Origin of the sequence: Mycobacterium sp. MS1601 (assembly GCF_001984215.1) — a bacterium.
In the GTDB taxonomy this organism is placed as follows: domain Bacteria; phylum Actinomycetota; class Actinomycetes; order Mycobacteriales; family Mycobacteriaceae; genus Mycobacterium.
In genome coordinates this window covers 4,244,076-4,266,658 of record NZ_CP019420.1, presented here as the reverse complement: position 1 = coordinate 4,266,658, position 22,583 = coordinate 4,244,076, and the positions used below count along the sequence as shown (strand labels likewise).

At 66.7% G+C, this 22,583-nt stretch carries 17 protein-coding genes, 2 tRNA genes and 1 pseudogene; 11 read left to right on the top strand and 9 right to left on the bottom strand.

All coding sequences use genetic code 11. The features are described from left to right. Positions 1-6 precede the first annotated feature (6 nt). The 4 genes and pseudogenes from BVC93_RS20700 (at position 7) to BVC93_RS20685 (ending at position 5,565) form a co-directional block, all read left to right on the top strand. The gene (locus BVC93_RS20700; protein ID WP_083739103.1) at positions 7-2,331 is read left to right on the top strand and encodes an FdhF/YdeP family oxidoreductase; all 2,325 of its coding nucleotides are present in this window, start codon (positions 7-9) and stop codon (positions 2,329-2,331) included. Further along, positions 2,324-3,145 carry a formate dehydrogenase accessory sulfurtransferase FdhD gene (gene fdhD / locus BVC93_RS20695; protein ID WP_083739102.1) on the top strand — a complete coding sequence of 274 codons (822 nt, stop codon included), beginning with the start codon at positions 2,324-2,326 and terminating at the stop codon, positions 3,143-3,145. The genes BVC93_RS20700 and fdhD overlap by 8 nt, the downstream gene beginning before the upstream one ends. A gap of 321 nt (positions 3,146-3,466) precedes the next feature. After that, positions 3,467-4,123, top strand: coding sequence for an MspA family porin (locus BVC93_RS20690; protein WP_083739101.1), 657 nt, complete (start codon positions 3,467-3,469; stop codon positions 4,121-4,123). 138 nt (positions 4,124-4,261) lie between these two features. Beyond that, a pseudogene (locus BVC93_RS20685) lies at positions 4,262-5,565 on the top strand (glycosyltransferase). Positions 5,566-5,614: 49 nt separating this feature from the next. Here BVC93_RS20685 and clpX read toward each other — a convergent pair. The 5 genes from clpX to BVC93_RS20660 all read right to left on the bottom strand — a co-directional run bounded on the left by clpX (position 5,615) and on the right by BVC93_RS20660 (position 10,019). Beyond that, complete coding sequence (gene clpX, locus BVC93_RS20680) at positions 5,615-6,901, bottom strand: ATP-dependent Clp protease ATP-binding subunit ClpX (RefSeq protein WP_083739100.1); 1,287 nt, start codon at positions 6,899-6,901, stop codon at positions 5,615-5,617. A gap of 229 nt (positions 6,902-7,130) precedes the next feature. Beyond that, complete coding sequence (locus tag BVC93_RS20675) at positions 7,131-7,757, bottom strand: ATP-dependent Clp protease proteolytic subunit (protein ID WP_083739099.1); 627 nt, start codon at positions 7,755-7,757, stop codon at positions 7,131-7,133. Then, positions 7,754-8,338, bottom strand: a complete 585-nt coding sequence (locus tag BVC93_RS20670; RefSeq protein WP_083739098.1) for an ATP-dependent Clp protease proteolytic subunit — start codon at positions 8,336-8,338, stop codon at positions 7,754-7,756. The genes BVC93_RS20675 and BVC93_RS20670 overlap by 4 nt, the downstream gene beginning before the upstream one ends. Positions 8,339-8,471: 133 nt before the next feature. Beyond that, the gene (gene tig / locus BVC93_RS20665) at positions 8,472-9,887 is read right to left on the bottom strand and encodes a trigger factor (RefSeq protein ID WP_083739097.1); all 1,416 of its coding nucleotides are present in this window, start codon (positions 9,885-9,887) and stop codon (positions 8,472-8,474) included. Between the two features lie 55 nt (positions 9,888-9,942). Then, positions 9,943-10,019 (bottom strand) — tRNA-Pro (locus BVC93_RS20660). A 133-nt stretch (positions 10,020-10,152) separates the two neighbouring features. Between BVC93_RS20660 and BVC93_RS20655 the strand changes: the two genes are divergently transcribed. The 6 genes from BVC93_RS20655 to BVC93_RS20630 all read left to right on the top strand — a co-directional run bounded on the left by BVC93_RS20655 (position 10,153) and on the right by BVC93_RS20630 (position 17,179). After that, positions 10,153-10,226 (top strand) — tRNA-Gly (locus tag BVC93_RS20655). A 416-nt stretch (positions 10,227-10,642) separates the two neighbouring features. Then, entirely contained in the window at positions 10,643-11,959 is a 1,317-nt protein-coding gene (locus BVC93_RS34560; protein WP_083739096.1) for a hypothetical protein, read from the top strand. A 168-nt stretch (positions 11,960-12,127) separates the two neighbouring features. Next, the gene (locus BVC93_RS20645; RefSeq protein ID WP_442928965.1) at positions 12,128-12,799 is read left to right on the top strand and encodes a hypothetical protein; all 672 of its coding nucleotides are present in this window, start codon (positions 12,128-12,130) and stop codon (positions 12,797-12,799) included. Between the two features lie 105 nt (positions 12,800-12,904). After that, positions 12,905-15,382, top strand: a complete 2,478-nt coding sequence (locus BVC93_RS20640; RefSeq protein WP_192860051.1) for a CocE/NonD family hydrolase — start codon at positions 12,905-12,907, stop codon at positions 15,380-15,382. Between the two features lie 16 nt (positions 15,383-15,398). Beyond that, complete coding sequence (locus BVC93_RS20635; RefSeq protein WP_083739093.1) at positions 15,399-16,370, top strand: linear amide C-N hydrolase; 972 nt, start codon at positions 15,399-15,401, stop codon at positions 16,368-16,370. 41 nt (positions 16,371-16,411) lie between these two features. Next, the gene (locus BVC93_RS20630) at positions 16,412-17,179 is read left to right on the top strand and encodes a hypothetical protein (RefSeq protein ID WP_083741199.1); all 768 of its coding nucleotides are present in this window, start codon (positions 16,412-16,414) and stop codon (positions 17,177-17,179) included. Here the strand turns inward: BVC93_RS20630 and BVC93_RS20625 are convergent. From BVC93_RS20625 to BVC93_RS20615, 3 genes are read right to left on the bottom strand one after another with little or no spacing between them, the layout of a single operon-like run. Next, positions 17,176-18,864, bottom strand: coding sequence for a cation:proton antiporter (locus tag BVC93_RS20625; RefSeq protein ID WP_083739092.1), 1,689 nt, complete (start codon positions 18,862-18,864; stop codon positions 17,176-17,178). The two genes, BVC93_RS20630 and BVC93_RS20625, sit on opposite strands and share 4 nt — an antisense overlap. 44 nt (positions 18,865-18,908) lie before the next feature. After that, entirely contained in the window at positions 18,909-19,715 is an 807-nt protein-coding gene (locus BVC93_RS20620) for an Fpg/Nei family DNA glycosylase (protein ID WP_083739091.1), read from the bottom strand. A gap of 3 nt (positions 19,716-19,718) precedes the next feature. Beyond that, positions 19,719-20,198, bottom strand: a complete 480-nt coding sequence (locus tag BVC93_RS20615) for a ribose-5-phosphate isomerase (RefSeq protein WP_083739090.1) — start codon at positions 20,196-20,198, stop codon at positions 19,719-19,721. 453 nt (positions 20,199-20,651) lie between these two features. Between BVC93_RS20615 and BVC93_RS33210 the strand changes: the two genes are divergently transcribed. Continuing rightward, positions 20,652-22,049, top strand: coding sequence for a hypothetical protein (locus tag BVC93_RS33210; RefSeq protein ID WP_236950043.1), 1,398 nt, complete (start codon positions 20,652-20,654; stop codon positions 22,047-22,049). Between the two features lie 56 nt (positions 22,050-22,105). On the opposite strand, the gene BVC93_RS20605 is transcribed toward BVC93_RS33210, so the two are convergent. Then, positions 22,106-22,549 (bottom strand): nucleoside deaminase, encoded by a 444-nt coding sequence (locus BVC93_RS20605; RefSeq protein ID WP_083741198.1) that lies wholly within the window; start codon positions 22,547-22,549, stop codon positions 22,106-22,108. Between the last annotated feature and the right edge of the window lie 34 nt (positions 22,550-22,583).

Sequence of the window (22,583 nt, the reverse complement as noted above, 5' to 3'; positions counted from 1 at the left end):
GGTGTAGTGAGCAGCCGCCGTCATCCCCATCAGGACAACATCGCCACCGTCGACGAAAGCGCGGTGATCACCTCCGAGCGCGAGCACGAGGCCGCGGGCGTCAAAGCGGTGATGGTGTCGTTGCAGCGCGGTGTGGAGCAGATGGGCCCGCTACGCACGGCGGCGGCGCTGTCCAGGCTGAACCAGCGGCACGGCTTCGACTGCCCCGGGTGCGCCTGGCCCGAGGAACATGGCGGCCGCAAGCTGGCCGAGTTCTGCGAGAACGGCGCCAAGGCCGTCGCCGAGGAAGCCACCAAACGTGTGGTGACCCCGGACTTCTTCGCCAGGCATTCTGTTGCCGAGCTGGCCGAGCAGCCCGAGTACTGGCTGTCTCAGCAGGGCAGGTTGACCCACCCGATGGTGCTACGGCCCGACGCCACGCACTACGAGCCCATCTCCTGGGACGACGCCTACGGGTTGATCGCCGAGGAGTTGCGGGCCCTCGCCGACCCCGACGAGGCGATGTTCTACACCTCCGGGCGCACCAGCAACGAAGCCGCGTTCCTCTATCAGCTGCTGGTGCGCAGCTTCGGCACCAACAACCTGCCGGACTGCTCCAACATGTGCCACGAGTCGTCGGGCGCGGCGCTGGTGGACGCCATCGGCATCGGCAAGGGCTCGGTTACCGTCGAAGACCTCATCGAGGCCGACGTCATCATGATCGCGGGACAGAATCCGGGCACCAACCATCCACGGATGCTGTCCATCCTGGAGAAGGCCAAGGCGCGCGGAGCCACCGTCATCGCGGTCAACCCCTTGCCAGAGGCGGGGCTGATGCGGTTCAAGGACCCGCAGAAGGTGCACGGCGTCGTGGGCCACGGGGTGCCCATCGCCGATGAGTTCGTACAGATCCGCATCGGCGGGGACATGGCGTTCTTCGCCGGCCTGGGCAAGCTGCTCTTCGAGGCCGAAGATGCCGCTCCCGGAACCGTGCTGGACCGCGCCTTCATCGACGGCCATTGCGCTGGCTTCGCCGAATACGAGGCGCAGACCCGAGCCGTGGACCTCGACACGGTGGTCGAGGCGTCGGGCGTCAGCCGCGAGCAGTTGCACAAGGTCGCGCGGATGCTGATCGCCTCGGACCGGACCATCATCTGCTGGGCGATGGGGTTGACCCAACAGCGCCACGGTGTTGCCACCATCGGTGAAGCCACCAACCTGCTGTTGATGCGCGGCATGATCGGCAAGCCCGGCGCGGGGGTGTGCCCGGTGCGTGGGCACTCCAATGTGCAGGGCGATCGCACCATGGGCATCTGGGAGAAGATGCCTGAGGAGTTCCTGGCCGCGTTGGATGCCCGCTTCGGCATCACCAGCCCCCGCAAGCACGGCATGGACACCGTGGATGCCATCCGCGCCATGCGTGACGGCCACGGCAAGGTGTTCATCGGCATGGGTGGCAACTTCTCGGCCGCCACCCCGGACACCGAGGTCACCGAAGCCGCACTGCGCAATTGCGCTCTGACCGTGCAGATCTCGACGAAGCTGAACCGCAGCCACGTGGTGCACGGCCGCACCGCGCTGATCCTGCCGACGCTGGGCCGCACCGACCGCGACATCCAGGCCGGCGGTAAACAGCTGGTGTCGGTGGAGGATTCGATGTCGATGGTGCACCTGTCCCGCGGCAGCCTGCACCCACCAAGTGATGAGCTACGCAGCGAGGTCGCCATCGTCTGCCAGTTGGCGCACACCTTGTTCGGTGACGGCCATCCGGTTCCCTGGTTGTCGTTCGTCGAGGACTACGACCGGATCCGCGACGCCATCGCCGCCGTGGTGCCCGGATGCGCCGACTACAACAAACGCGTGCGCCAGCCCGACGGGTTCCAGTTGCCGCACCCGCCGCGCGATTCCCGCGAATTCCCCACCCATACCGGAAAAGCCAACTTCTCGGTGTATCCACTGGAATGGGTACCGGTACCCGAAGGCCGGCTGGTGCTGCAGACACTACGCAGCCACGACCAGTACAACACCACCATCTACGGTCTGGACGACCGCTACCGCGGTATCAAGGGCGGTCGCCGGGTGGTCTTCGTCAACCCCGAGGATATGGCTGCACTGGGACTGCGCGACGGCTCCCACGTCGACCTCATCTCGGAGTACCCCGACGGCAACGGTGGGATCCAGGAACGACGCGCGAAGAACTTCCGGGTGGTGCCGTACTCCACACCGGTGGGCAACGCGGCGGCGTACTACCCGGAGACCAATCCGCTTGTGCCGCTGGATCACACCGCGATCAAGTCCAATACACCGGTGTCCAAGGCCGTGACCATCCGTATCGAGCAGGTCCATGGGTAGGGTCACCGCGCGTCGCCGGGCCAGCCACGTCTCGGCCGAGCACGTCACCGAACGTCCCGAGACGCTGGTGGTCGAGGAGCCGCTGGAGATCCGGCTGGACGGCAGCGCGCTGACAGTCACCATGCGCACTCCGGGCTCGGATGTGGAACTGGCGCAAGGATTTCTGCTCACCGAAGGTGTGGTGGGCAACCGCGATGATATCAGCGGCGTGCGCTACTGCCGCGGCGCCGACGCCGACGGGGTCAACAGCTACAACGTCCTGGACGTCACCCTGGCCCCCGGGGTGCCGCCGCCCGACGTGGATGTTCGCCGCAACTTTTACACCACCTCGTCGTGTGGGATCTGCGGCAAGGCCTCTCTCGACGCGGTGGCCACCATCAGCCGTCACTCCCCTGGCGACGATCCCACCACCATCTCCGCGGACACTCTCACCGCGCTGCCGGCGAAGTTGCGTGCCGGCCAGAAGGTGTTCGCCAGCACCGGCGGACTCCACGGGGCCGCACTGTTCACCGCCGACGGCACCCTGCTGGTGCTGCGTGAGGACATCGGCAGGCACAACGCCGTCGACAAGGTGATCGGCTGGGCCCTGGAGCACAACCGCATCCCGTTGACCGGCACCGTGCTGCTGGTCAGCGGTCGGGCGTCGTTCGAGTTGACCCAAAAGGCCGTCATGGCAGGCATCCCCGTCATGGCCGCGGTGTCAGCGCCCTCCTCACTGGCCGTCGATCTGGCCACGCAGTCCGGCGTCACCCTCGTCGCGTTCCTGCGTGGTGAGTCGATGAACATCTACAGTCGACCGGACCGAATTCTCTGAAGATCCAGTTCCGATTGTTCGGACCTGGCCCCGAGTGGTTCCGCTGCGCGGTGGTGTGCCGTGCGGACCCTACGCTCGGCACATCTCAGCGGGTGCCGGCATAGGTTGTGATGCCCAAAGATCCGCCGCCACAGGTGTTGACACCAAGGGTTGAGCAAGTCCACAGTGGATTGGCAGCCATGCCCATCACCGCACGTGGCGACTGCGCAGTCACCCGTGCAACCTCCAAAATCCGCTCTGCTGAGGCGATCTCGATCACCAAACCCGCGCTTTTGCCTATAGGTTCTGCGAGTCGTCGTTGGTGGGTAGCAAGGAGCGGATATGTCGGTTGTCGGTCGGCTTCTCATGGCGTTGATCGCCTCCGCCACAGTGCTGTTCGCCGGCAGCGGCGTCGCACACGCCGGGATGGACAACGAACTGAGCCTGGTCGACGGACAGGGCCGCACCCTGACAATTCAGCAATGGGACACCTTCCTCAACGGTGTTCCGCCGCTGGACCGCAACCGCCTGACCCGGGAGTGGTTTCACTCCGGCAAAGCCGTCTACACGGTGACCGGTGAGAACGCCGACAAGTTCAAGGGCACGCTCGAACTCGGCTACCAAGTCGGCTTCCCATGGTCGCTGGGCGTCGGCATCAACTTCAGCTACACCACCCCCAACATCGCCTTCGACAGCCAGGACTACGGATCGTTCGGACCGGGCGTCCCCACGTCGATAGATCTGATTCCGGCCATCGTCACACCGCCGTTGTTACCCGGCGCCTCCATCTCCGCCGACCTGGGCAACGGTCCCGGCATCCAGGAGGTCGCCACGTTCTCGGTGGACGTCAAGGGCGCCAACGGGGCGGTGGCCGTCGCCAACGCCAGCGGCACCGTCACCGGCGCGGCCGGCGGCGTCATGTTGCGCCCGTACGCTCGGCTGATCTCCGACGCCGGAGACAGCGTCACCACCTACGGCACCCCCTGGAACATGAACTGAGGCAGGGCGGCCTGATGCCTCGGGCCGTCTACCTGCAATCTCCATCGGATCTCCACACAGCCTCCAAGTTCGCCGCAGCGCCGTCGAGAAGCATCGACGCCAACGCAATCGACACGCGAACCAAGGGAGGACTCACCAATGGCGGAGATTCTGATCGCCTCGATGCAACCGGTCGGCCATGTCGGACCGCTGCTCACGGTCGCCGAGGGGCTGGTGGCCCGTGGCGACCGGGTGACGGTACTGACCGCATCACAGCACGCCGCCCGTATCCGGGCCGTCGGGGCCATCCCGGCCGCGCTGCCCCCGAAGCGGAGTTCGACGAAACCAACCTGGAAGCCGAATTCCCGGGCCGTTCAGCCACTTCGGGGATACAACGGGTGAACTTCGACATCACGAATGTTTTTCTCGGACCCATGCAGTACCAGACCGCGACACTGACCGAACTCATGCGCACCACCGCCTACGACGCGCTGATCGCCGACGCCGGATTCTTCGGCATCCTGCCGTTGCTGCTGGGCGACCCGGCAGAACGGCCGCCGGTGCTCACCTACTCCACCACCCCGCTGATGATCAGCAGCCGCGACCACGCCCCTTTCGGTCTGGGCCTGCAACCGTCGGCGACCGTGCTGGGCCGGTTGCGCAATCGAATCCTGAACCTGTTGTCACACAACGTTTTGCTGCGAGCGAGCCAACGTGCGGCCAATGACCAGCTGCGCCGGTTGGACGCACCGCAACTGCCGGTGTTCGTCATGGACTCCCCGGCCATGGCCGACCGGCTCATCGCACCGACCGTGCCGACCTTCGACTATCCGCGCGGTGACCTGCCTACCGCTGTGCGTTATGTCGGACACGTGCACCCTCGGCCGTCCGAAGGTTTCCGTGCACCGGCGTGGTGGCCGGAGTTGGACGCAGGCAAGCCGGTGGTACATGTCACCCAGGGCACCATCGACAACGCCGATCTGAGCCGGCTGCTCGAACCCACCATCACTGCGCTGGCCGACGAGGACGTTCTGGTGGTCGCCACCACCGGCGGGCGGCCCGTCGAGCAGATCAGCATCCCGCTGCCCGCCAACGTCCGTGTCGCCGAGTATGTTCCGCACGACCTCTTACTGCCCAAGGTGGACGTCATGGTGACCAACGGCGGTTATGGCGCTGTGCAACGTGCGCTGTCGGAGGGCGTCCCGTTGGTGGTCGCCGGAGACACCGAGGACAAGCCCGAGGTGGCCGCGCGAGTGCAGTGGTCCGGTGCCGGAATCAACCTGAACACCGGAACACCCTCGGCGAGCATGGTGCGACGCGCAGTACGCGACATTCTGGACCACGGCCACTTCCTGACCAACGCACGGGCACTGGAATCCGCGTACGCCCGCCGCGATGGTGTCGCCGAGATCGCCGTGCTGGTCGATGAAGTGATCGCCCAACGGGCCGCGGTGGCACGCTGACGAAAAAGCGCCCTCTCCCCAGTGGGCAGAGGGCGCCTCCCGGTGTCTACTAGGCGCTCTTGTCGCGACGCTCGGTCCGAGAAGGCTTGCGCGGCACGATGGTCGGCAGCACGTTGTCGTCGACCGTCTCCTTGGTGACCACCACCTTGGCTACATCGTCGCGACTGGGGATGTCGTACATCACCGGCAGCAGGACTTCTTCCATGATGGCGCGCAGGCCGCGGGCACCGGTGCCGCGGTGGATGGCCTGATCGGCGATGGCTTCCAGCGCATCGGCGCTGAACTCCAGCTCCACGCCGTCCATGTCGAACAGGCGGGTGTACTGCTTCACCAGGGCGTTCTTCGGCTGCGACAGGATCTGAACCAGCGAGTCCTTGTCCAGGTTGGTCACCGAAGCCACCACGGGCAGGCGGCCGATGAACTCCGGGATCAGACCGAACTTGATCAGATCTTCGGGCATGACCTCGGCGAAGTGGTCCTGGGTGTCGATCTCGGCCTTGCTGCGCACCTCGGCGCCAAAGCCGATGCCGCGCTTGCCCACTCGGTCGGAGACGATCTTTTCCAACCCGGCGAACGCACCCGCGACGATGAACAACACGTTGGTGGTGTCGATCTGGATGAATTCCTGATGGGGATGCTTACGGCCGCCCTGCGGAGGAACCGACGCCTGCGTACCCTCGAGGATCTTCAGCAGCGCCTGCTGCACACCCTCGCCGGAGACGTCGCGGGTGATCGACGGGTTCTCGCTCTTGCGGGCGATCTTGTCGACCTCGTCGATGTAGATGATGCCGGTCTCGGCGCGCTTGACGTCGTAGTCCGCCGCCTGGATCAGCTTCAGCAGGATGTTCTCGACGTCCTCACCGACATAGCCTGCCTCCGTGAGCGCAGTGGCGTCGGCGATGGCGAACGGGACGTTGAGCATCTTGGCCAGCGTCTGCGCCAAGTAGGTCTTGCCGCAGCCGGTGGGACCGAGCATCAGGATGTTCGACTTCGCCAGCTCGACGGACTCACCGGAGCGGGAGTCTCGGCCGCTCTTCTCGCCGGCCTGGATGCGCTTGTAATGGTTGTAGACAGCCACCGCGAGTGTGCGCTTGGCGGTGTCCTGGCCGATGACGTAGCCCTCGAGGAAATCTCGGATCTCCTGCGGTTTGGGCAACTCGTCGAGCTTGACGTCGTCGGCGTCGGCCAGTTCCTCTTCGATGATCTCGTTGCAGAGGTCGATGCACTCGTCGCAGATGTACACCCCGGGGCCCGCGATGAGCTTCTTGACCTGCTTTTGGCTCTTCCCGCAGAACGAGCACTTCAGCAGGTCACCGCCGTCTCCGATGCGCGCCATGGTGCAGGGGTCCCACTTCCTGTCCGCCGGTGAAATTCACCGGGATGTCGGGCTCTGTTGGTGCCGTTCCCGACGCTACCCGCTTCCGCGGGTACTGGGCGACCGATAAAGCGAATAGCGTCGGTGGTATTCGCCTGTCGCAAGAACATATCGTCTGATTCCCCTCGCGGGGCGCGCAACGCGCGGCCGTGTCGCGGTAGTTATCCGCCCGCGACACCGCCGCTGCGCATCAGGCCGACTGGGCCGACAGCTTGCGGTACGCCAGCACCGTGTCGATGATCCCGTAGTCCTTGGCCTCCTCGGCCGTCAGGATCTTGTCGCGGTCGGTGTCCTTGCGGATCACGGCCGGTTCCTTGCCGGTGTGGCGGGCCAGCGTGGTGTCCATCAGGGTGCGCATGCGCTCGATCTCGGCGGCCTGGATCTCCAGGTCGGAGACCTGTCCCTGGATGGCGCCGCCGACCGCGGGCTGATGAATCAGCACACGCGCGTTGGGCAGGGCCAGGCGCTTGCCGGGAGTGCCGGCGGCCAGCAGCACAGCGGCGGCCGAGGCGGCCTGCCCCAGGCACACCGTCTGGATGTCGGCGCGCACGTACTGCATGGTGTCGTAGATGGCCATCAGGCTGGTGAACGAACCACCGGGCGAGTTGATGTACATCGTGATGTCGCGGTCGGGATCCAGCGATTCGAGCACCAGCAGCTGGGCCATGATGTCGTTGGCCGAAGCGTCGTCCACCTGCACGCCGAGGAAGATGATTCGCTCTTCGAACAGCTTGTTGTACGGGTTGGACTCCTTGACACCGAAGCTGGAGTGCTCGATGAACGAGGGCAGGATGTAACGGGCACTGGGTGAGGTCATGATGCACTCCCGTTGAGGTGGGCGCGGGTGATGATGTGGTCGACGAAGCCGTACTCGAGGGCCTCCGGCGCGGTGAACCAGCGGTCACGGTCGGCGTCGGCCTCGATGCGCTCCAGCGGCTGACCGGTGAACTCGGCGTTGAGCCGGTTCATCTCCTTCTTGGTCAGCGCGTACTGCTCGGCCTGGATGGCGATGTCCGCAGCACTACCGCCGATACCGGCCGACGGCTGGTGCATCATGATGCGCGCGTGCGGCAGGGCGTAACGCTTGCCGCGGGTGCCGGCGGCCAGCAGGAACTCGCCCATGGACGCGGCCATGCCCATGGCATAGGTGGCGACATCACACGGCGCCAGCACCATCGTGTCGTAGATGGCCATGCCGGCGCTGACGGAACCGCCCGGCGAGTTGATGTAGAGGTTGATGTCCTTGGTGGGGTCCTCGGCGGCCAGCAGGAGGATCTGCGCGCACAGCCGGTTGGCGATGTCGTCGTCCACCTGGGTGCCCAGGAAGATGATCCGCTCGGCCAGCAACCGCTCGTAGACCGAGTCGGTGAGGTTCAGGCCCATTGACCCGGAACGCATGTCAGTCACGACGGGATACCTGCTTTCTCGTGTTCATACTCAAACGACCCTAACCAACTGGCCGACACGTGCACTCCCCGAGACGCATGCTTTCGCTGTGAGCGTCACGCGCCCGGGGTGCTGCGCTCGTTTTTTACTTGGTGTCGCCGTCGGGTTCGACGGAGGATTCGGCCTCGTCCTCGGCGGCTTCGTCCTCGTCAACAGCGTCCGCGACATCGGCCTCTTCGGAACCGGATCCGAAGAACTCCGAGGTGTCGATCACAGTGCCCGCCGAGTCGGTGATGGTGGCGGCTTCGACCACGGCGGCGACCGTCAGGCCCCGACGCACATCGGCGAACATGGCGGGCAGCTGGTTGTTCTGCTGCAGCACCTGCAGCAGCTGCTGGGGCTCGATGCCGTACTGACGCGACATCAGCACCAGCCGCTCGGTCAGGTCGTTCTGGCCTACCTGGATGTCGAGATCATCGGCGATGGCATCCATCAGCAGCTGGGTCTTGACGGCCTTCTCGGCATTGCTGCGGGCCTCGGCGTCGAACTCCTCGCGGGTGGTGCCCTGCTCGGCCAGCTGCTCGGCGAAGCGCTCTTCGCTGTGGTCGAGGCCGTGGATGGCCTGGTGCACGGTCTCGTCCACCTGGGCCTGCACGATCTTCTCCGGCAGCGCGATCTCGACGGTCTCGAGCAGGGTCTCCAGCGTCTTGTCGCGGATGCTCTCGGCCTGCTGGATGCGCTTGAAGCGCTCGACCTGCTCGGACAGGTTGGCCTTCAGCTCGTCGATGGTGTCGAATTCGCTGGCCAGCTGGGCGAACTCGTCGTCGGGCGCGGGCAGCTCACGCTCCTTGACCGATCCGACGGTGACGGTGACCTGGGCTTCCTTGCCGGCGTGCTCGCCGGCTGCCAGCGTGGTGGTGAAGACCTTGGTCTCACCCGACTTGAGGCCGATGATCGCCTCGTCCAGGCCCTCGATCAGCTGACCGGAACCGATTTCGTGGGACAACCCCTCGGTCTTGGCGTCCGGGACGTCCTCGCCGTCGACGGTGGCCGACAGGTCGATGGAGACGAAGTCCCCGTCCTGGGCGGGGCGGTCCACGCCGGTGAGGGTGCCGAACCGGGCGCGCAGGGTCTGCAGCTCCTTGTCGATGTCCTCATCGGTGATCTCGATGGCGTCGACCTCGACCTTGAGTGCACTCAAGTCGGGCAGCGCGATCTCGGGACGGACGTCCACCTCGGCGGTGAACACCAGTTCCTCGCCGTCCTCGATCTTGGTGATCTCGATCTCGGGCTGCCCCAGCGGCTTGACCTCGGTGGTGGTCACGGCCTCGCTGTAGCGGGACGGCAGCGCGTCGTTGACGACCTGCTCCAGCACGGCGCCGCGGCCGATGCGGGCCTCCAGCAGCTTGGCGGGCGCCTTGCCCGGGCGGAAACCGGGGAGACGGACCTGCTTGGCCAGCTCCTTGTAGGCGCGGTCGAAGTCTGGTTTCAGTTCTTCGAAGGGCACCTCCGTGGTGATCCGCACCCGGGTGGGGCTCAACTGCTCGACGGTGCTCTTCACTGGTACTCCTCGAATCACTTTCGCTGGTCAACGATGTCTTGGTCGGTGGTCGTGCTGGTCGGGGTGACAGGATTTGAACCTGCGGCCTTCCGCTCCCAAAGCGGATGCGCTACCAAGCTGCGCTACACCCCGGCATGCTCATCACAAGCCCACGGCATCCTACGGCTTCCGCGGGCATGGCTGTTAAACAGGCCGTATCGGTGAAAGACTATCGATTGGATTTGAGCTCCCTCGGGCCGGTACAGTCTGGCTCGAAGCAGTGCACGCGGGCGTAGCTCAATGGTAGAGCCTTAGTCTTCCAAACTAATTACGCGGGTTCGATTCCCGTCGCCCGCTCCACAGAACCGGCCCCGATGCGGGCCGGTTTTCTGTTTTCACACAGGCGTTCGACCGGGAGAACAAGCGGGCCCCGGCCGCCAATCCACCCTCCCGGTGGACGAAACCCACTGCGCCGGTTGACTTTTACCCGCGCGGCCCCCGACTGCCGAGAGTGCTTCTGCGGCACGGACTCCAATCCCCGGCGACAGGAGCCATCCACCGAGGCGACACCCCGGAGGCTCACCCATAGCAAAACCAACGGAGGCCCAGGATGACTTTGCCAGTCCCTGTCAGGACTTTTAACAGTTGCGTAAATTTGTTTAGCGTAAACAACAGTTGACCAGCACAAGAGCCATCAATAAGTTCATTGTCTGCCACCAGCCCGTGGCCATCGGCTTCAGCCGTCGACGTTTCCAACAGCTAGGAGACCCTTCCCCATGGCAAAACCCACTTCGTCCCTCCGGAAGACAGCGGCATCGGCAGGCATCGCCGGCGCCGCGCTGGCAGGAATGGGCGCGTGGGCCATCGCCGCTTCCGTCGAGATGCCGAGCACCGACATCCAGCTGACCACGAACGAGTCCACGCTCAACTACCTGCTGGACGGCAACAGCCCAGCCGTTGGCACAGCCGCGTTCACCGTGGGCACAGCGATCGGCAATGGCGGATGGCTGATCGGTAACGGTGCCAATGCCGCGCAGGACTGCACCGGCTCGGCGTGCAACGGCGGCAACGGCGGACTGCTGTGGGGCAACGGCGGCAACGGAGCCAATGGCGGCAACGGCGGTGACGCCGGCTTCCTCTTCGGCAACGGCGGCAACGGCAGTCACGGCGTCGGTCTGGCGGGCGGCCGGGGCGGCAACGGCGCCTGGCTGATCGGCAACGGCGGTGACGGCGGTGCCGGCTCCAGCGCCCGTTACGACCTGGTCGACGGCCAACTCTCGGCAGCCACCCGCGGTGGGGACGGTGGACGCGGTGGGCTGTTCTCCGGCGACGGAGGCGTGGGTGGCCACGGCGGCAACGACATCAACTGGCTGGGCCCCGACGCGGACGTCGTCAATGCCCAGGGCGCCGCGGGCGGCAACGGCGGGCGCGGCGGCTGGATCGTCGGCGACGGCGGCGTGGGCGGTGACGGCGGGCAGGCCCAGGCGGGCTTCGGCAACGCCACCGGAGGCGCCGGCGGCGAAGGCGGTGACGCCACGCTGGGCGTGGCCGCAGACGGTGGCTACGGAGGCTACGCCGAGGCCGCCGACTTCGGCACCACCGCGACAGGCGGCGCGGGTGGCGCAGGCGGATATGCGGTCATCGGCGACGGCGGCAACGGAGGCGAGGGAGGCGACGCCGACAACTTCCACAGCCATGCAGTCGGCGGCGCAGGCGGCCAGGGCGGCAATTCCGCCATCGGCGGCACTGGCGGCCGCGGCGGCAACGCCGGCAGCGGCACCACAACCCGCGGAACCGGCGACGGCGGTAAGGGCGGCGCGGGTGGCCGCGGCGGTGCGATCGCCGGTTCGGGCGGCGCAGGAGGTCGCGGCGGCGACGCATCGTCGGAACCTGCCGATGCCTACGGCGGTGATGGCGGCGCCGGCGGTGCGGGTGGCGCCATTGCGGGCAGCGGAGGCCGCGGCGGTGACGGCGGTGACGCCTCCGGCGGCATCGAGGCTGAAGGAGGCACCGGCGGCAAGGGTGGCTCCGGCGGTATCGGTGGCAGCTCCGGGCAGTCCGGCACCGACGGCGACAGCCACTCGATCGACTGAGGACGCACTCGGTGCGGGTTGATCTTCTTTGCGCAGGTCAACCCGCATCCGGGCGGCCACATCGCGGGTTGATGGCGCCTCAATCTCGATCGAGTAACGAATCGTGTCGCGGATACTTTTTCCACTTTTGTTGGGGTACTGTGCCGCGCCTGTCGTAGGCTGCTGTCCGTGGGACGGCATTCACAACCCGAGACGCGGCGCAAACCGTCGATGATCTTGGCCTCCGTCGCCGTTCCGGCCGCCGTGCTCTTCGCCGTCAAAGGTGACGTCGGGCAGGTTCCCGTCGAGGTCCAGGCCGCTCCCATCGTCGATCAGATGGCCCCCTCCACCGAAGAAACCGCCGCGCTGTGCTGCGTGGAACTGGTCGCCGTCTCCCCGATGGGCTTCGCCGGCGGTGACATGAAATACGCCGCCGACCAGAACGCGTCGGCGTCACGCGGGCTGCGCACCGTCGAGCGCACCCTGCCCGTCGGCGTCGCCCCCGAACGCGGCCTACAAGTCAGGACCATCCTGACCGCGCGCAGCATCAGCGCCGTGTTCCCCGAGATCCAGCAGATCGGCGGTGTTCGCGCCGATGCCCTGCGCTGGCACCCGGACGGCCTGGCACTCGATGTCATGATCCAGAACCCCGGATCAGCCCAGAGCATCGAACTGGGCAATCAGATCGTGGCCTACGTCCTCAAGCACGCCGACCGGTTCGGCATCCAGGACGCCATCTGGCGCGGCGTCTACTACACACCGTCCGGCGCCCAACGTGGCGGCTACGGGCACTACGACCACGTGCACATCACCACCACCGGCGGCGGATATCCCGACGGCGGCGAGGTTTACTACCGCTGAGCTGACGCTCGATCTTCCTCACGCGCTAATTTGCGAATGCCGTCAATTGTCGATTGATCGGCGGTAGTCTCGGCCCACATTCCGTCGGGTGACAACGAGGTCATGATGGGCGCTTCGAAGTATGTGGGCCGAGTCGGCGGATTGGCCGTCGCACTGGGCGTCGGCATCGCGATCTTTGTCGGCAGCGGTGCCGCCACTGCCGATACCGAGGACAGCTCCCCCGGCACCAGCACCTCGGAGTCGTCGTCTGCCCAGGATGACAAGGCCTCAGATACCAAGCAGGACAACACGTCTGCCAACAAAGTGGACAAGGCCGAGACGGACTCCGGCGCCGAAGACACGCGTGCGACCACGAAGCGATCGAGCTACCGCACCGCTAACACGGACCGCGGAGCCAAGGACTCCCAGGACACCGCCGCAGACGACGACGTGGCCGAGACGTCCGCCGACGAGGACGACTCGGCAAATCAGGACACACTGGACTCCAGCCCGACGCCTACCGGGTCAGCCGCCACCACAACCCCGGAACGGCAGGAGCGCGGCGAGCCCACGGACACCGCAACGGACCCGCCGCTGGTCGCAGGCGCCGGGCGCCAGGCCGATGCCGCAGTCCCCTACACCCCCAGCATCTCACTCGACGACGGCGTCATCACCGGTACCAACATGGCCGAGCCGCCAAAACCGTTGACCTACACCCTGGTTCGCAAACCCAGCGGTGGCGGCAAGGTCAGCCTGGACACAGCAGACGGTGACTTCACATTCCTGCCCTACCTGTCACCGTCGCGTCCTGCCGCCCAGGAACGGTTCTCGGTCCTGGTCGCCGAACAGACCCGGTTCACCCAGACTGTCGAGGCCATTCCCGTCGTCGGCGCCCTGGCCCCCCGCATCATCGTCGTGCTGCAGCAGGTGCCGATCGTCAACGACGTGCTCTCCCCGCTGATCGGCCGTGCGCACGTGTACAGCGTCGTCGTCGACGTGGCCCCGTACGTCGGCGAGGACGCCGCCCCCATCGCGTTCACCACCGAGATCCGATCCTTCGACGGCACCCGGATCAGCGTGAACTTCTTCCCCGCCAGCGGCCTCGAGTTCGGCGCGGAAGCGCCCACCCTCCTCAACGGACCCAGCCTGGCAACCGCCGGCTACGTCAACCTGCAGCAGGCCAGCACGGTGGCCGGCCTGGTGCCGGGGATCTCGCGGATGCGCGCCGCCGGCTACAACGTGGTGACCTGGGATCCGCGCGGTGAGTTCGCCTCCGGCGGACTCATGCATCTGGACTCGGAACTGTTCGAGGCCCGCGACGTGTCGGCCATCATCGACTGGGCAAGCAGTCAGCCCGGGGTGAAGAACGAGACCGCGGGTGATCCTCTGGTCGGGATGGTCGGCGGCTCCTACGGCGGCGGCATCCAGTTGACGTCGGCGGGCATCGATCACCGCATCGATGCCATCGCACCCGGTATTGCATGGAACTCGCTCAACGAAGCCCTGTATCCCAACCGCACCTTCAAGAGCGCGTGGGCGTCGCTCCTGGCGTTGTCGTTGGCGCTGACCGGCTCCCGGCCCGATCCACAGATCTACGCGGGCATCGTGACCGGTCTCGTCGCAGGCTTCCTGACACCTGGCCAGCAGCGGTTCCTCTCGAGAAACAGCCCCGACACCGTGGTGGGTGACATCACCGCACCGACGATGTTCCTTCAGGGCACCGTCGACGGGTTGTTCGTGCTGCAGCAGGCATTGGACAATGCCGCACAGCTGGGCCAGGACGTGCCGGTTCGGATGATCTGGTACTGCGGCGGGCACGGGTACTGCCTCAATCTGGACAAGCAGCAGAGCGCCGACCAGTACGGCTTCCTCACTGCCCAGACGCTGGCCTGGATGGACACCTACGTCAAGAACAAAGGTGACGAGGTACCGACTCCCGGCCCGACGTTCATGTGGGTGGACCAGAAAGGTGATTGGTTCGCCGCCGATCACCTCCCGTTGCCGGGCACCGGTTTCTTCGGCAGCGAGGTGATAAACCAGTCCGGGCCCGGCGGCCTCTTGCCGGTGGTGCCCTTTCTCGGCGGTTCCGGCCCGCAGACCCAGGCGCCGTTCCCCCTGTCGCTGCCCTCGGCCGCCGCGTCACGACACGCACTCGAAGTGGAGATTGCCAGCCAGGGCACCGCGCAGGCACCGGTGCACATCGTGGGCGCACCCACGGTGACCCTGACCTACTCCGGCGTGGGTACCAGCCGCACCATCTACGCCCAACTGGTGGACGACAAGACGGGCCTGGTGGTCGGCAACCTGGTGACTCCGATCCCGGTGACCCTCGACGGCCGCCAACACACCGTCGAGATCAAGATGGAGAACATCGCCTACACCATGGCCGACTCCCGGGATGTGCTGCGGTTGCAAATCGTGGATTCCGCGGTGGCGTACGAGGATTTCACGTCGTTCGGCATCGTCAACGTCTCCGATGTCGCCATCTCCTTGCCGACGGCGGCCCAGGCAGTGCCGACCACACTGCCGCACGTGCCAGTACCGCCCGCAACCTCGAGCGCCTCAAGCGTCGAGCAGCTACTCACCGGCGCATCGGCCCGCTGACCACTACGGTAGTGATGTGTGCACCCGAATCCTTTGGAACAGCAATGATCTGGCCGTCCTTTCGGGACGGACCATGGACTGGCCGGAGTCCACGCAGCCTCTAGTCGTTGCGATGCCGCGGGGCCGCAAGCGCAACGGCGGACTGGTCGGCTCCCAGGTGATGGTCACCGAGAATCCACTGACGTGGACCAGCCGCTACGGCAGCCTGGTCACCACGATCTACGGCATCGGCACCATCGACGGGTTCAACGAGCGGGGCCTGGCAGCACACGGCCTGTATCTGGACTCGACGGATTTCGGCGACCGCGACTCGTCCAAACCCGGTGTGCAAACCGGGCTCTGGGTGCAGTACCTGTTGGACCAGGCGGAAACGGTCGCCGACGCGCTGGCCTTGATGGAGGCCATCCAGGTGGTGCTGATCAATGTCCGTGGCTTCGACGCCAACCTGCATGTGGCGCTCGAGGACGCCAGCGGAGACTCGGCGATCATCGAATTCGCCGACGGCAAGCCGGTAGTGCACCACGGGCGGCAGTACACCTTGATGACCAATGACCCCACCTACGAGGAACAGCTGGAACTGCTTGCCCAGCATGACTTCTCACATCCCACCGGATCGACACCGGTGCCCGGCAACGTCAACGCCGTCGACCGCTTCCAGCGGGCCGCCTACTTCTCGGGTCTGCTGCCGGAACCGGCCGACGAACGGCAGGCGGTGGCCGCGGTGATGGCCATCGCCCGCAATGTCTCGGTACCGTTCGGGGCGCCCTATGAGGACTTCGGTGTGTACAACACCGAATACCGCACGGTCTGCGATCTGACCAATCGCACCTACTTCTTCGAGCTGACCAGCAGCCCCAGCGTGCTGTGGGCGCAACTCGACGGCCTCGACATCAGCGCCGGTGTGCAACCGCACGCGGTGAACCCCTATGACGAGTCGCTGGCCGGTGACGTGACCTCGAAGTTCGCTCCCGTCGACCTCGGGTTCTGATATCTGGGGAGCACTCGGTTTCTGTGAGTACCCTGGACGCCATGGACGGCTTCCTGCTGCTACTCATCCTCGTTGTTGTCGGGGCCATCGGCCTGGCTGTGTGGAGTTCCTCGCGTAACAGCGGCCGGCGTAACGAGGCATCGCTGGCCGACGCCAAAGCCGACGCCCGGCGGGTCATCGACCGGCTCGGCGGGCAGGTGATCAACCTCAGCGGCAACGACGACGCTTCCAAGCAGGCGCTGGCCGACGCCTCGGAGCGCTTCACCGCCGCCGGGTCGCAGATCGAGCAGGCCACCACCGCCAAGCAGGCGTTGCTGGCCAAGGAAAGCGCGCTCGAAGGTCTCTACTACGTGCGCGCAGCCCGCCTTGCCATGGGCATGGATCCCGGTCCCGAGCTGGAATCCCTGCACGGGCAGCGCACCGCGGGGCAGGTCACCGAGGACCGTCGCGTGGAGTTCGAGGGCCGTGAAATCGAAGCATCACCGTCCCCGTCGCAGCGCACCCCGAACTACTACCCCGGCGGCAACGTCGCAGGTCGGCCGGTTCCCGCGGGCTGGTACTCGGAGCCGTGGTGGAAGCCGGCGCTGGTGGCCGGCGCCTGGGGCGTGGGCTCGATGCTGCTGTTCAGCACCTTGTTCTCCGGCATGGCCGGCACCGGGTATGAAGAAGGCTTCGCCCAGGGTTACGACCAAGGCTTCGGTGACAGCGGCGGCGACCTCGGTGGTGACACCGGCGGTGACTGGGGTGGCGGCGACTGGGGCGGTGGCGATTTCGGTGGCGGCGACTTCGGTGGAGATTTCGGCTTCTAGAACCGGCTCTCCAGACGGGCGGTGACGCCCGCCTCCTGTAGGTCCAGTCGCTCCAGCATGGCGCGGACCGCCTCGTCATCGATGCGGCCTTCGTCGCGTTCCCCGATCAGGGCCGCTCGTTGCGCCGTCAACACCGCTCGGTACAGCGCGGCGAAGGTCTCCGCGCGCAGTGTGTGCGCCTCCGGATCCGGCATCTCATCAGCATCCTGCGACTGCCGGGCGATGGTGGTCCGGATCTCGGCGAGCATGCGGGGGTCAAGCCCTTCCGGCGGGTTGTCGCGGAACTCGGCCAGCACCTCGACGGCGGCTCGGTGCACAACGTCTTCGGCCTTGGCGGTCTCAGCGAACGCGTAGACGTGTTCGTCGTCGGAGGTCAAGTCTAGGCGGCGGATCAGCAGCGGCAGCGTCCAGCCCTGCAGCAGCAGGGTGCCGATGGCCGTGACGAATGCGATGGCCTGGATGGTCGCCCGCTCCGGGAACGGCTCCCCCGCGGCCGTGGTCACCGGAATGGCCGCTGCCGCAGCAAGAGTCACCACACCGCGCATTCCGGTCCAGGACACCACCACGTTCTCCTGCCAGGTGAGCCTGCGGTTGTCGATACGCGATCGCCACTTGGCGGGTGCTCGGTCGCGTTTACGGGTGCCCAGGGCGCCGCGGCCGCCACGTTCGGGAACCGGCACGCTGAAGCGCCGCTCGACGTGGCGGGACAGGACTCCTCGGCTGAACATCGCGAACACCGACAGGGGTCGGATCACCAGAACCACCAGCAGCACGATCGCCGACGCGACGGCCACCTCTGCCAACGACTCGTGTGCTTCGCGCAGGTCCTCCAGCACGAAGCGCAGGTGCAGTCCGATGTAGGCGAAGACGAACGCCTCCAACAGGACGTCGACGGAGTTCCAGACGTAGCGTTCCTGGAGTCGGGTCTGGTACCCGGCGTCGACGGTGCCGCTACCGACGACGAAGCCGGCAACCACCACGGCCAGTACCCCGGAGGCGTGGAGGTGTTCGGCGGCGATGAACGCCGCGAACGGAACCACCAGTCCCTGCACGGTCTCCAGCCCCGGGTTGTTCAGCCGTCGCCGGATCCACAGCGTGACGTAACCGAGTGCGGCACCGACTATCGGCCCCACCACCGCGCTATAGCCGAACAGCAGCAGCGGGTTCTCGATGAAGGTGTGGGTGCCGGCCACCTGGGCCACGGCGATGGAGAACAGTGCCAGCGCTGCGGCGTCATTGATCAGACTCTCCCCGGTCAGGATGGCCATCACCCGTTTGGGCAGCCCGAGTTTGCGGCCGACGGCCACCGCGGTCACCGCGTCCGGTGGTGCCACTATGGCGCCGAGGATCAGTGCGGTTCCGAAGGTCAGGGGCACCACGACCAACCATGACGACACCGCTGCGACGGTGAAGGCGGTGACCACCACCAGCGCGACGCCGAGGCCGAGGATCGGCTTGATGTTGCGCAGAAACGTCGGGAACGAGAAGTCCAGTGCGGCCGAGTACAGCAGCGGCGGCAGCACGACGCTCAACAGGATGTGCGAATCGAGTTCGGGCGCTTCGAATCCCGGCAGGAACGACACCACACCACCGATGACGACGATGATCAGCGCCGGTTCAAGGCCACGCCGATGCGCCATGGCAGTTACTACGATCGCACCGACGACAACCAAGATCAGTTCCACCCGCAGATTGTCGCGTCAATCCTGTGAACCTGCTGACTGGGCAGTCAGGCCTGACAGTTGGGACACCAGAACAGGTTGCGGCCCTCGAGCTCCATCGTCTTGACGGCGGTACCGCACACACGGCACGGTTCGAGAGCGCGCCGGTAGACGTAGGTGCGCGGCCGACCCTTCCGGTACGACGGTGCGCCATGGTCGTCTTCGGGGCGGACGACCACGATCTTGCCCCGGCGCAACCCCACGTTCATCAGCTCCACCAGGTCGGTCCACATGGCGGCGAACTCGCCGGCGGTGATGTCCGTGCCGGGGCGCAGCGGGTTGATCCGGTGTCGGAAGAGCAGTTCGCTGCGGTATACGTTGCCCACCCCGGCGAGCACCGACTGGTCCATGAGCAGTGCGCCGATCGGTCGGCGCGATTTGGTGATTCGCGCCCACGCGGGGGCCGGGTCGGCGTCTTTGCGCAGCGGGTCGGGGCCGAGCTTGGCCACGATGTCGGTGACCTCGGCCTCGCTGATCACTTCGCAGACTGTCGGACCGCGAAGATCGGTGCCGTACTCGGTGCCTATCAACCGCATTCGCACCTGGCCGACCGGGTCCGGGATGGCGTCGAGGTCGGCGGCGGGGAACTCGGTGAACGTGCCGTAGAGCCCAAGGTGGACGTGCACCACCCGCCCGCCGTCGTAGTGATGGAACAGGTGCTTGCCCCACGCGTCGGACTTGCGCAACACCCGTCCGTCAACAGCGGCTGCTCCGTCGGTGAACCTGCCCTGCGGGCTGCCCACACGTACGGGGGCACGGCCGAACCGGCGTTGATGCAGGCGAGCCAGCCGGTGCAGCGTGTGCCCTTCGGGCACGGGTTACTCCGGGGCGCCGGGTACGGGCGGCGCGTCGTGCGTCAGCTCGTACTCGGCGAGGATGTCGATGCGGCGTTGGTGGCGCGGCGCCTCCGACCAGGGTGTGCTCAGGAACGCGTCGACGATGGCCAACGCCTCCTCTTCTGTGTGCATCCGGCCACCGATGCCGATCAACTGGGCGTTGTTGTGTTGACGGGCCAGCGACGCCGTTTCGGTGCTCCACGCCAGCGCGCAACGCGCCCCGGGCACCTTGTTGGCGGCGATCTGTTCCCCGTTTCCTGACCCGCCGAGAACGATGCCCAGGCTGCCTGGATCAGCGACGGTCTTCTGCGCCGCCGCGATGCAGAAAGCCGGGTAGTCGTCCTCGGCGTCGTAGGTGTATGCACCACAGTCGACGGGCTCGTGGCCGGTAGCGGTGAGGTGATCGAAGATGGCCTGCTTGAGTTCGTATCCGGCGTGGTCGGCACCGAGGTAGACGCGCATGGCGGTAACCCTACTTTCCGAGGCTCCCCGCGCTGCACACTCCGGCGCTGTTCACCCGGCCGCGCGATTCCAGCAAACCAGATCAGCCATTCTGGGTCGCCGAAGTTTCTAGCACAGATGGGCGACAAACCGGGATAACTTTGAATTTATGAGGCTTAGGTCACACAAGTGTGACCTAAAAGAAATTTACGTATACGTCTACCTGCAGGAAAACGGCCTACCAGCCACGAGACCCCTGGGGTTTTAGTTGAAAACGCAACGATAGGTAAGCCTTGCCTAGGGGTAGGTCTTGACGAGTGACTCCGCAAACCCAACAATCAGGGCGGCTTTTCACAGGAATGCCTAAGGAATCAAGTAACCCGCCTGCACGCGCAGGCTCATCCCGATGGGGGTTGGTACATGTACGTGAAGTCCGGACGCCACAAGGCGACTAACCGTTCCGTGCACAAGCACGTGGCTACGGGCGTCGCCGGCGCGGCAATGGTGGGGCTCGGTGCCCTGGTGGCTGCCGCCGCCGCGTCGGAGGAACCGTCGGTACCCGCCGCCTTCAGCGCCGACGTCAAGCTGGTCAACGACGAGACCCCGATCAACCCGTTCCTCTACACCGAGGGTGGCCCCGCCACCGCCAGCGCCAACGTCTACACCGGCGCCACGGTCATCGGTGAGGGCGGATTCCTGATCGGCAACGGCATCGACGCCAGTGCCTCGTGCACCGGCAGCGCCTGCAACGGCGGCAACGGAGGCCTGCTGTGGGGCAACGGCGGTGCCGGCGCCAACGGTGGCAACGGCGGCAACGCCGGCTACTTCGGTGGTAGCGGCGGCAACGGCGGCAACGGCGTCGACGCGGTCTACGACGCCGAAACAGGTGCGCTGATCTCCGCCGCCACCAATGGCGGCAACGGCGGCAGCGCCGGCCTGTTCGCAGGCGACGGCGGCAACGGCGGCGCGGGCGGCAACGCCAACGCCACCATCGCCGGCGACGCCGTGGCCGGTGACGGCGGGCGCGGCGGCAACGGCGCGACCTTCGTCCCGAGCAACGGCGGCAAGGGCGGCGCCGGTGGCAGCGCCACCTCGCTGTTCGGCAACGCCACCGGTGGTGACGGCGGCGTCGGCGGCGGTGCCACCATCGGTATCCCGTTCTCGCAGGACGACACCACCTCCTACGGTGCGGGCGCCGGCGGCGCGGGCGGTTCGGCCACCGTTGGCGACCGCACCACCAGCACCGGCGACAGCACCCAGACCGCCACCGGCGGCAACGGCGGAATGGCCGGCAAGGGCACCCTCTCCGGCGGCAGCACGCCTGAGGTTCTCGGCCGCGGCGGCGGCAACGGCGGCTCAGCCACCGCAAGCGGCAGCGCCAAGGCTGTCGGCGGCACCGGCGGCGACGGCGGCGAGCGCCTGATCGGCCGCGGCACCAACGGCGGCAGCGGCGGCGCGGCCAACTCCGAGTCCGGCTCCGCCACCGGCGGTGCGGCCGGCAGCGGCGGCGACTCCGTGGTCACCGGCCTCGGTGGCCGTGGCGGCAGGGGCGGCGGCGCAACCTCGACCGGCGGCAACACCGTCGGCGGTCGTGGCGGCAACGGCGGCGACGGCGGCGCCATCCAAGGCATCGGCGGCCAGGGCATGAGCGGTGGTTCCGCAACCGGCGGTACCTCTCGTGGCGGCAACGGCGGAACCGGCGGCCGTGGCGGCTTGAACGCCGACGGCGGCAACGGCGGCAGCGGCGGCAGCGCCAACCCCGATGCCGGCAAGGCGGGCACCGGCGGCAACGGCGGCTCGGGCGGCCAGGGTGGCGTCGGTGGCAGCACCGGCAACCAGGGCAACGACGGCAGCGACAACGCCAGCCCGTAGTCAGTACCCCAAGTGCGACGGCCCCCGGCTCATCAGAGCCGGGGGCCGTCCCCGTTTCAGCTGACCCCGATGTCCTCGTTCCACAGCTGCGGCTGAGCCGCGATGAAGTCGGTCATCATCGCCACGCAACGCGGATCGTCGAGCAGCGTCACCGACACCCCGTGTTCGGCCAGCCAGTCATGCCCACCGGTGAAGGTACGGCTCTCCCCGATCACCACGGCGCCGATGTTGAACTGGCGGACCAGGCCGCTGCAGTACCAGCACGGAGACAGCGTGGTGACCATGATCGTCGACCGGTAGTCACGTTGGCGCCCGGCGGCCCGGAACGCGTCGGTCTCGGCGTGCACTGATGGATCGTCCTGCTGCACCCGGCGGTTGTGACCGCTGCCCAGCAGCGTCCCGTCAGCGCTGAAAAGTGCGGCGCCGATCGGTATCCCGCCCTCGTCCAGACCCTTTCGGGCTTCGGCATAGGCAACGTCGAGCATCTCCGCGGGCGTCATGGCATACACCGTGGCCTGCCGGTCGCTGCGATGC

What these genes read in the sequence shown, in the direction of transcription:
- fdhD (WP_083739102.1), top strand. Translation starts at nt 2,324, where the DNA reads ATGGGTAGGGTCACCGCGCGTCGCCGGGCCAGCCACGTCTCGGCCGAG.
- BVC93_RS20690 (WP_083739101.1), top strand. Translation starts at nt 3,467, where the DNA reads ATGTCGGTTGTCGGTCGGCTTCTCATGGCGTTGATCGCCTCCGCCACA.
- clpX (WP_083739100.1), bottom strand. Translation starts at nt 6,901, where the DNA reads ATGGCGCGCATCGGAGACGGCGGTGACCTGCTGAAGTGCTCGTTCTGC.
- BVC93_RS20675 (WP_083739099.1), bottom strand. Translation starts at nt 7,757, where the DNA reads ATGACCTCACCCAGTGCCCGTTACATCCTGCCCTCGTTCATCGAGCAC.
- BVC93_RS20670 (WP_083739098.1), bottom strand. Translation starts at nt 8,338, where the DNA reads ATGCGTTCCGGGTCAATGGGCCTGAACCTCACCGACTCGGTCTACGAG.
- BVC93_RS34560 (WP_083739096.1), top strand. Translation starts at nt 10,643, where the DNA reads ATGGCAAAACCCACTTCGTCCCTCCGGAAGACAGCGGCATCGGCAGGC.
- BVC93_RS20640 (WP_192860051.1), top strand. Translation starts at nt 12,905, where the DNA reads ATGGGCGCTTCGAAGTATGTGGGCCGAGTCGGCGGATTGGCCGTCGCA.
- BVC93_RS20630 (WP_083741199.1), top strand. Translation starts at nt 16,412, where the DNA reads ATGGACGGCTTCCTGCTGCTACTCATCCTCGTTGTTGTCGGGGCCATC.
- BVC93_RS20615 (WP_083739090.1), bottom strand. Translation starts at nt 20,198, where the DNA reads ATGCGCGTCTACCTCGGTGCCGACCACGCCGGATACGAACTCAAGCAG.
- BVC93_RS20605 (WP_083741198.1), bottom strand. Translation starts at nt 22,549, where the DNA reads ATGACGCCCGCGGAGATGCTCGACGTTGCCTATGCCGAAGCCCGAAAG.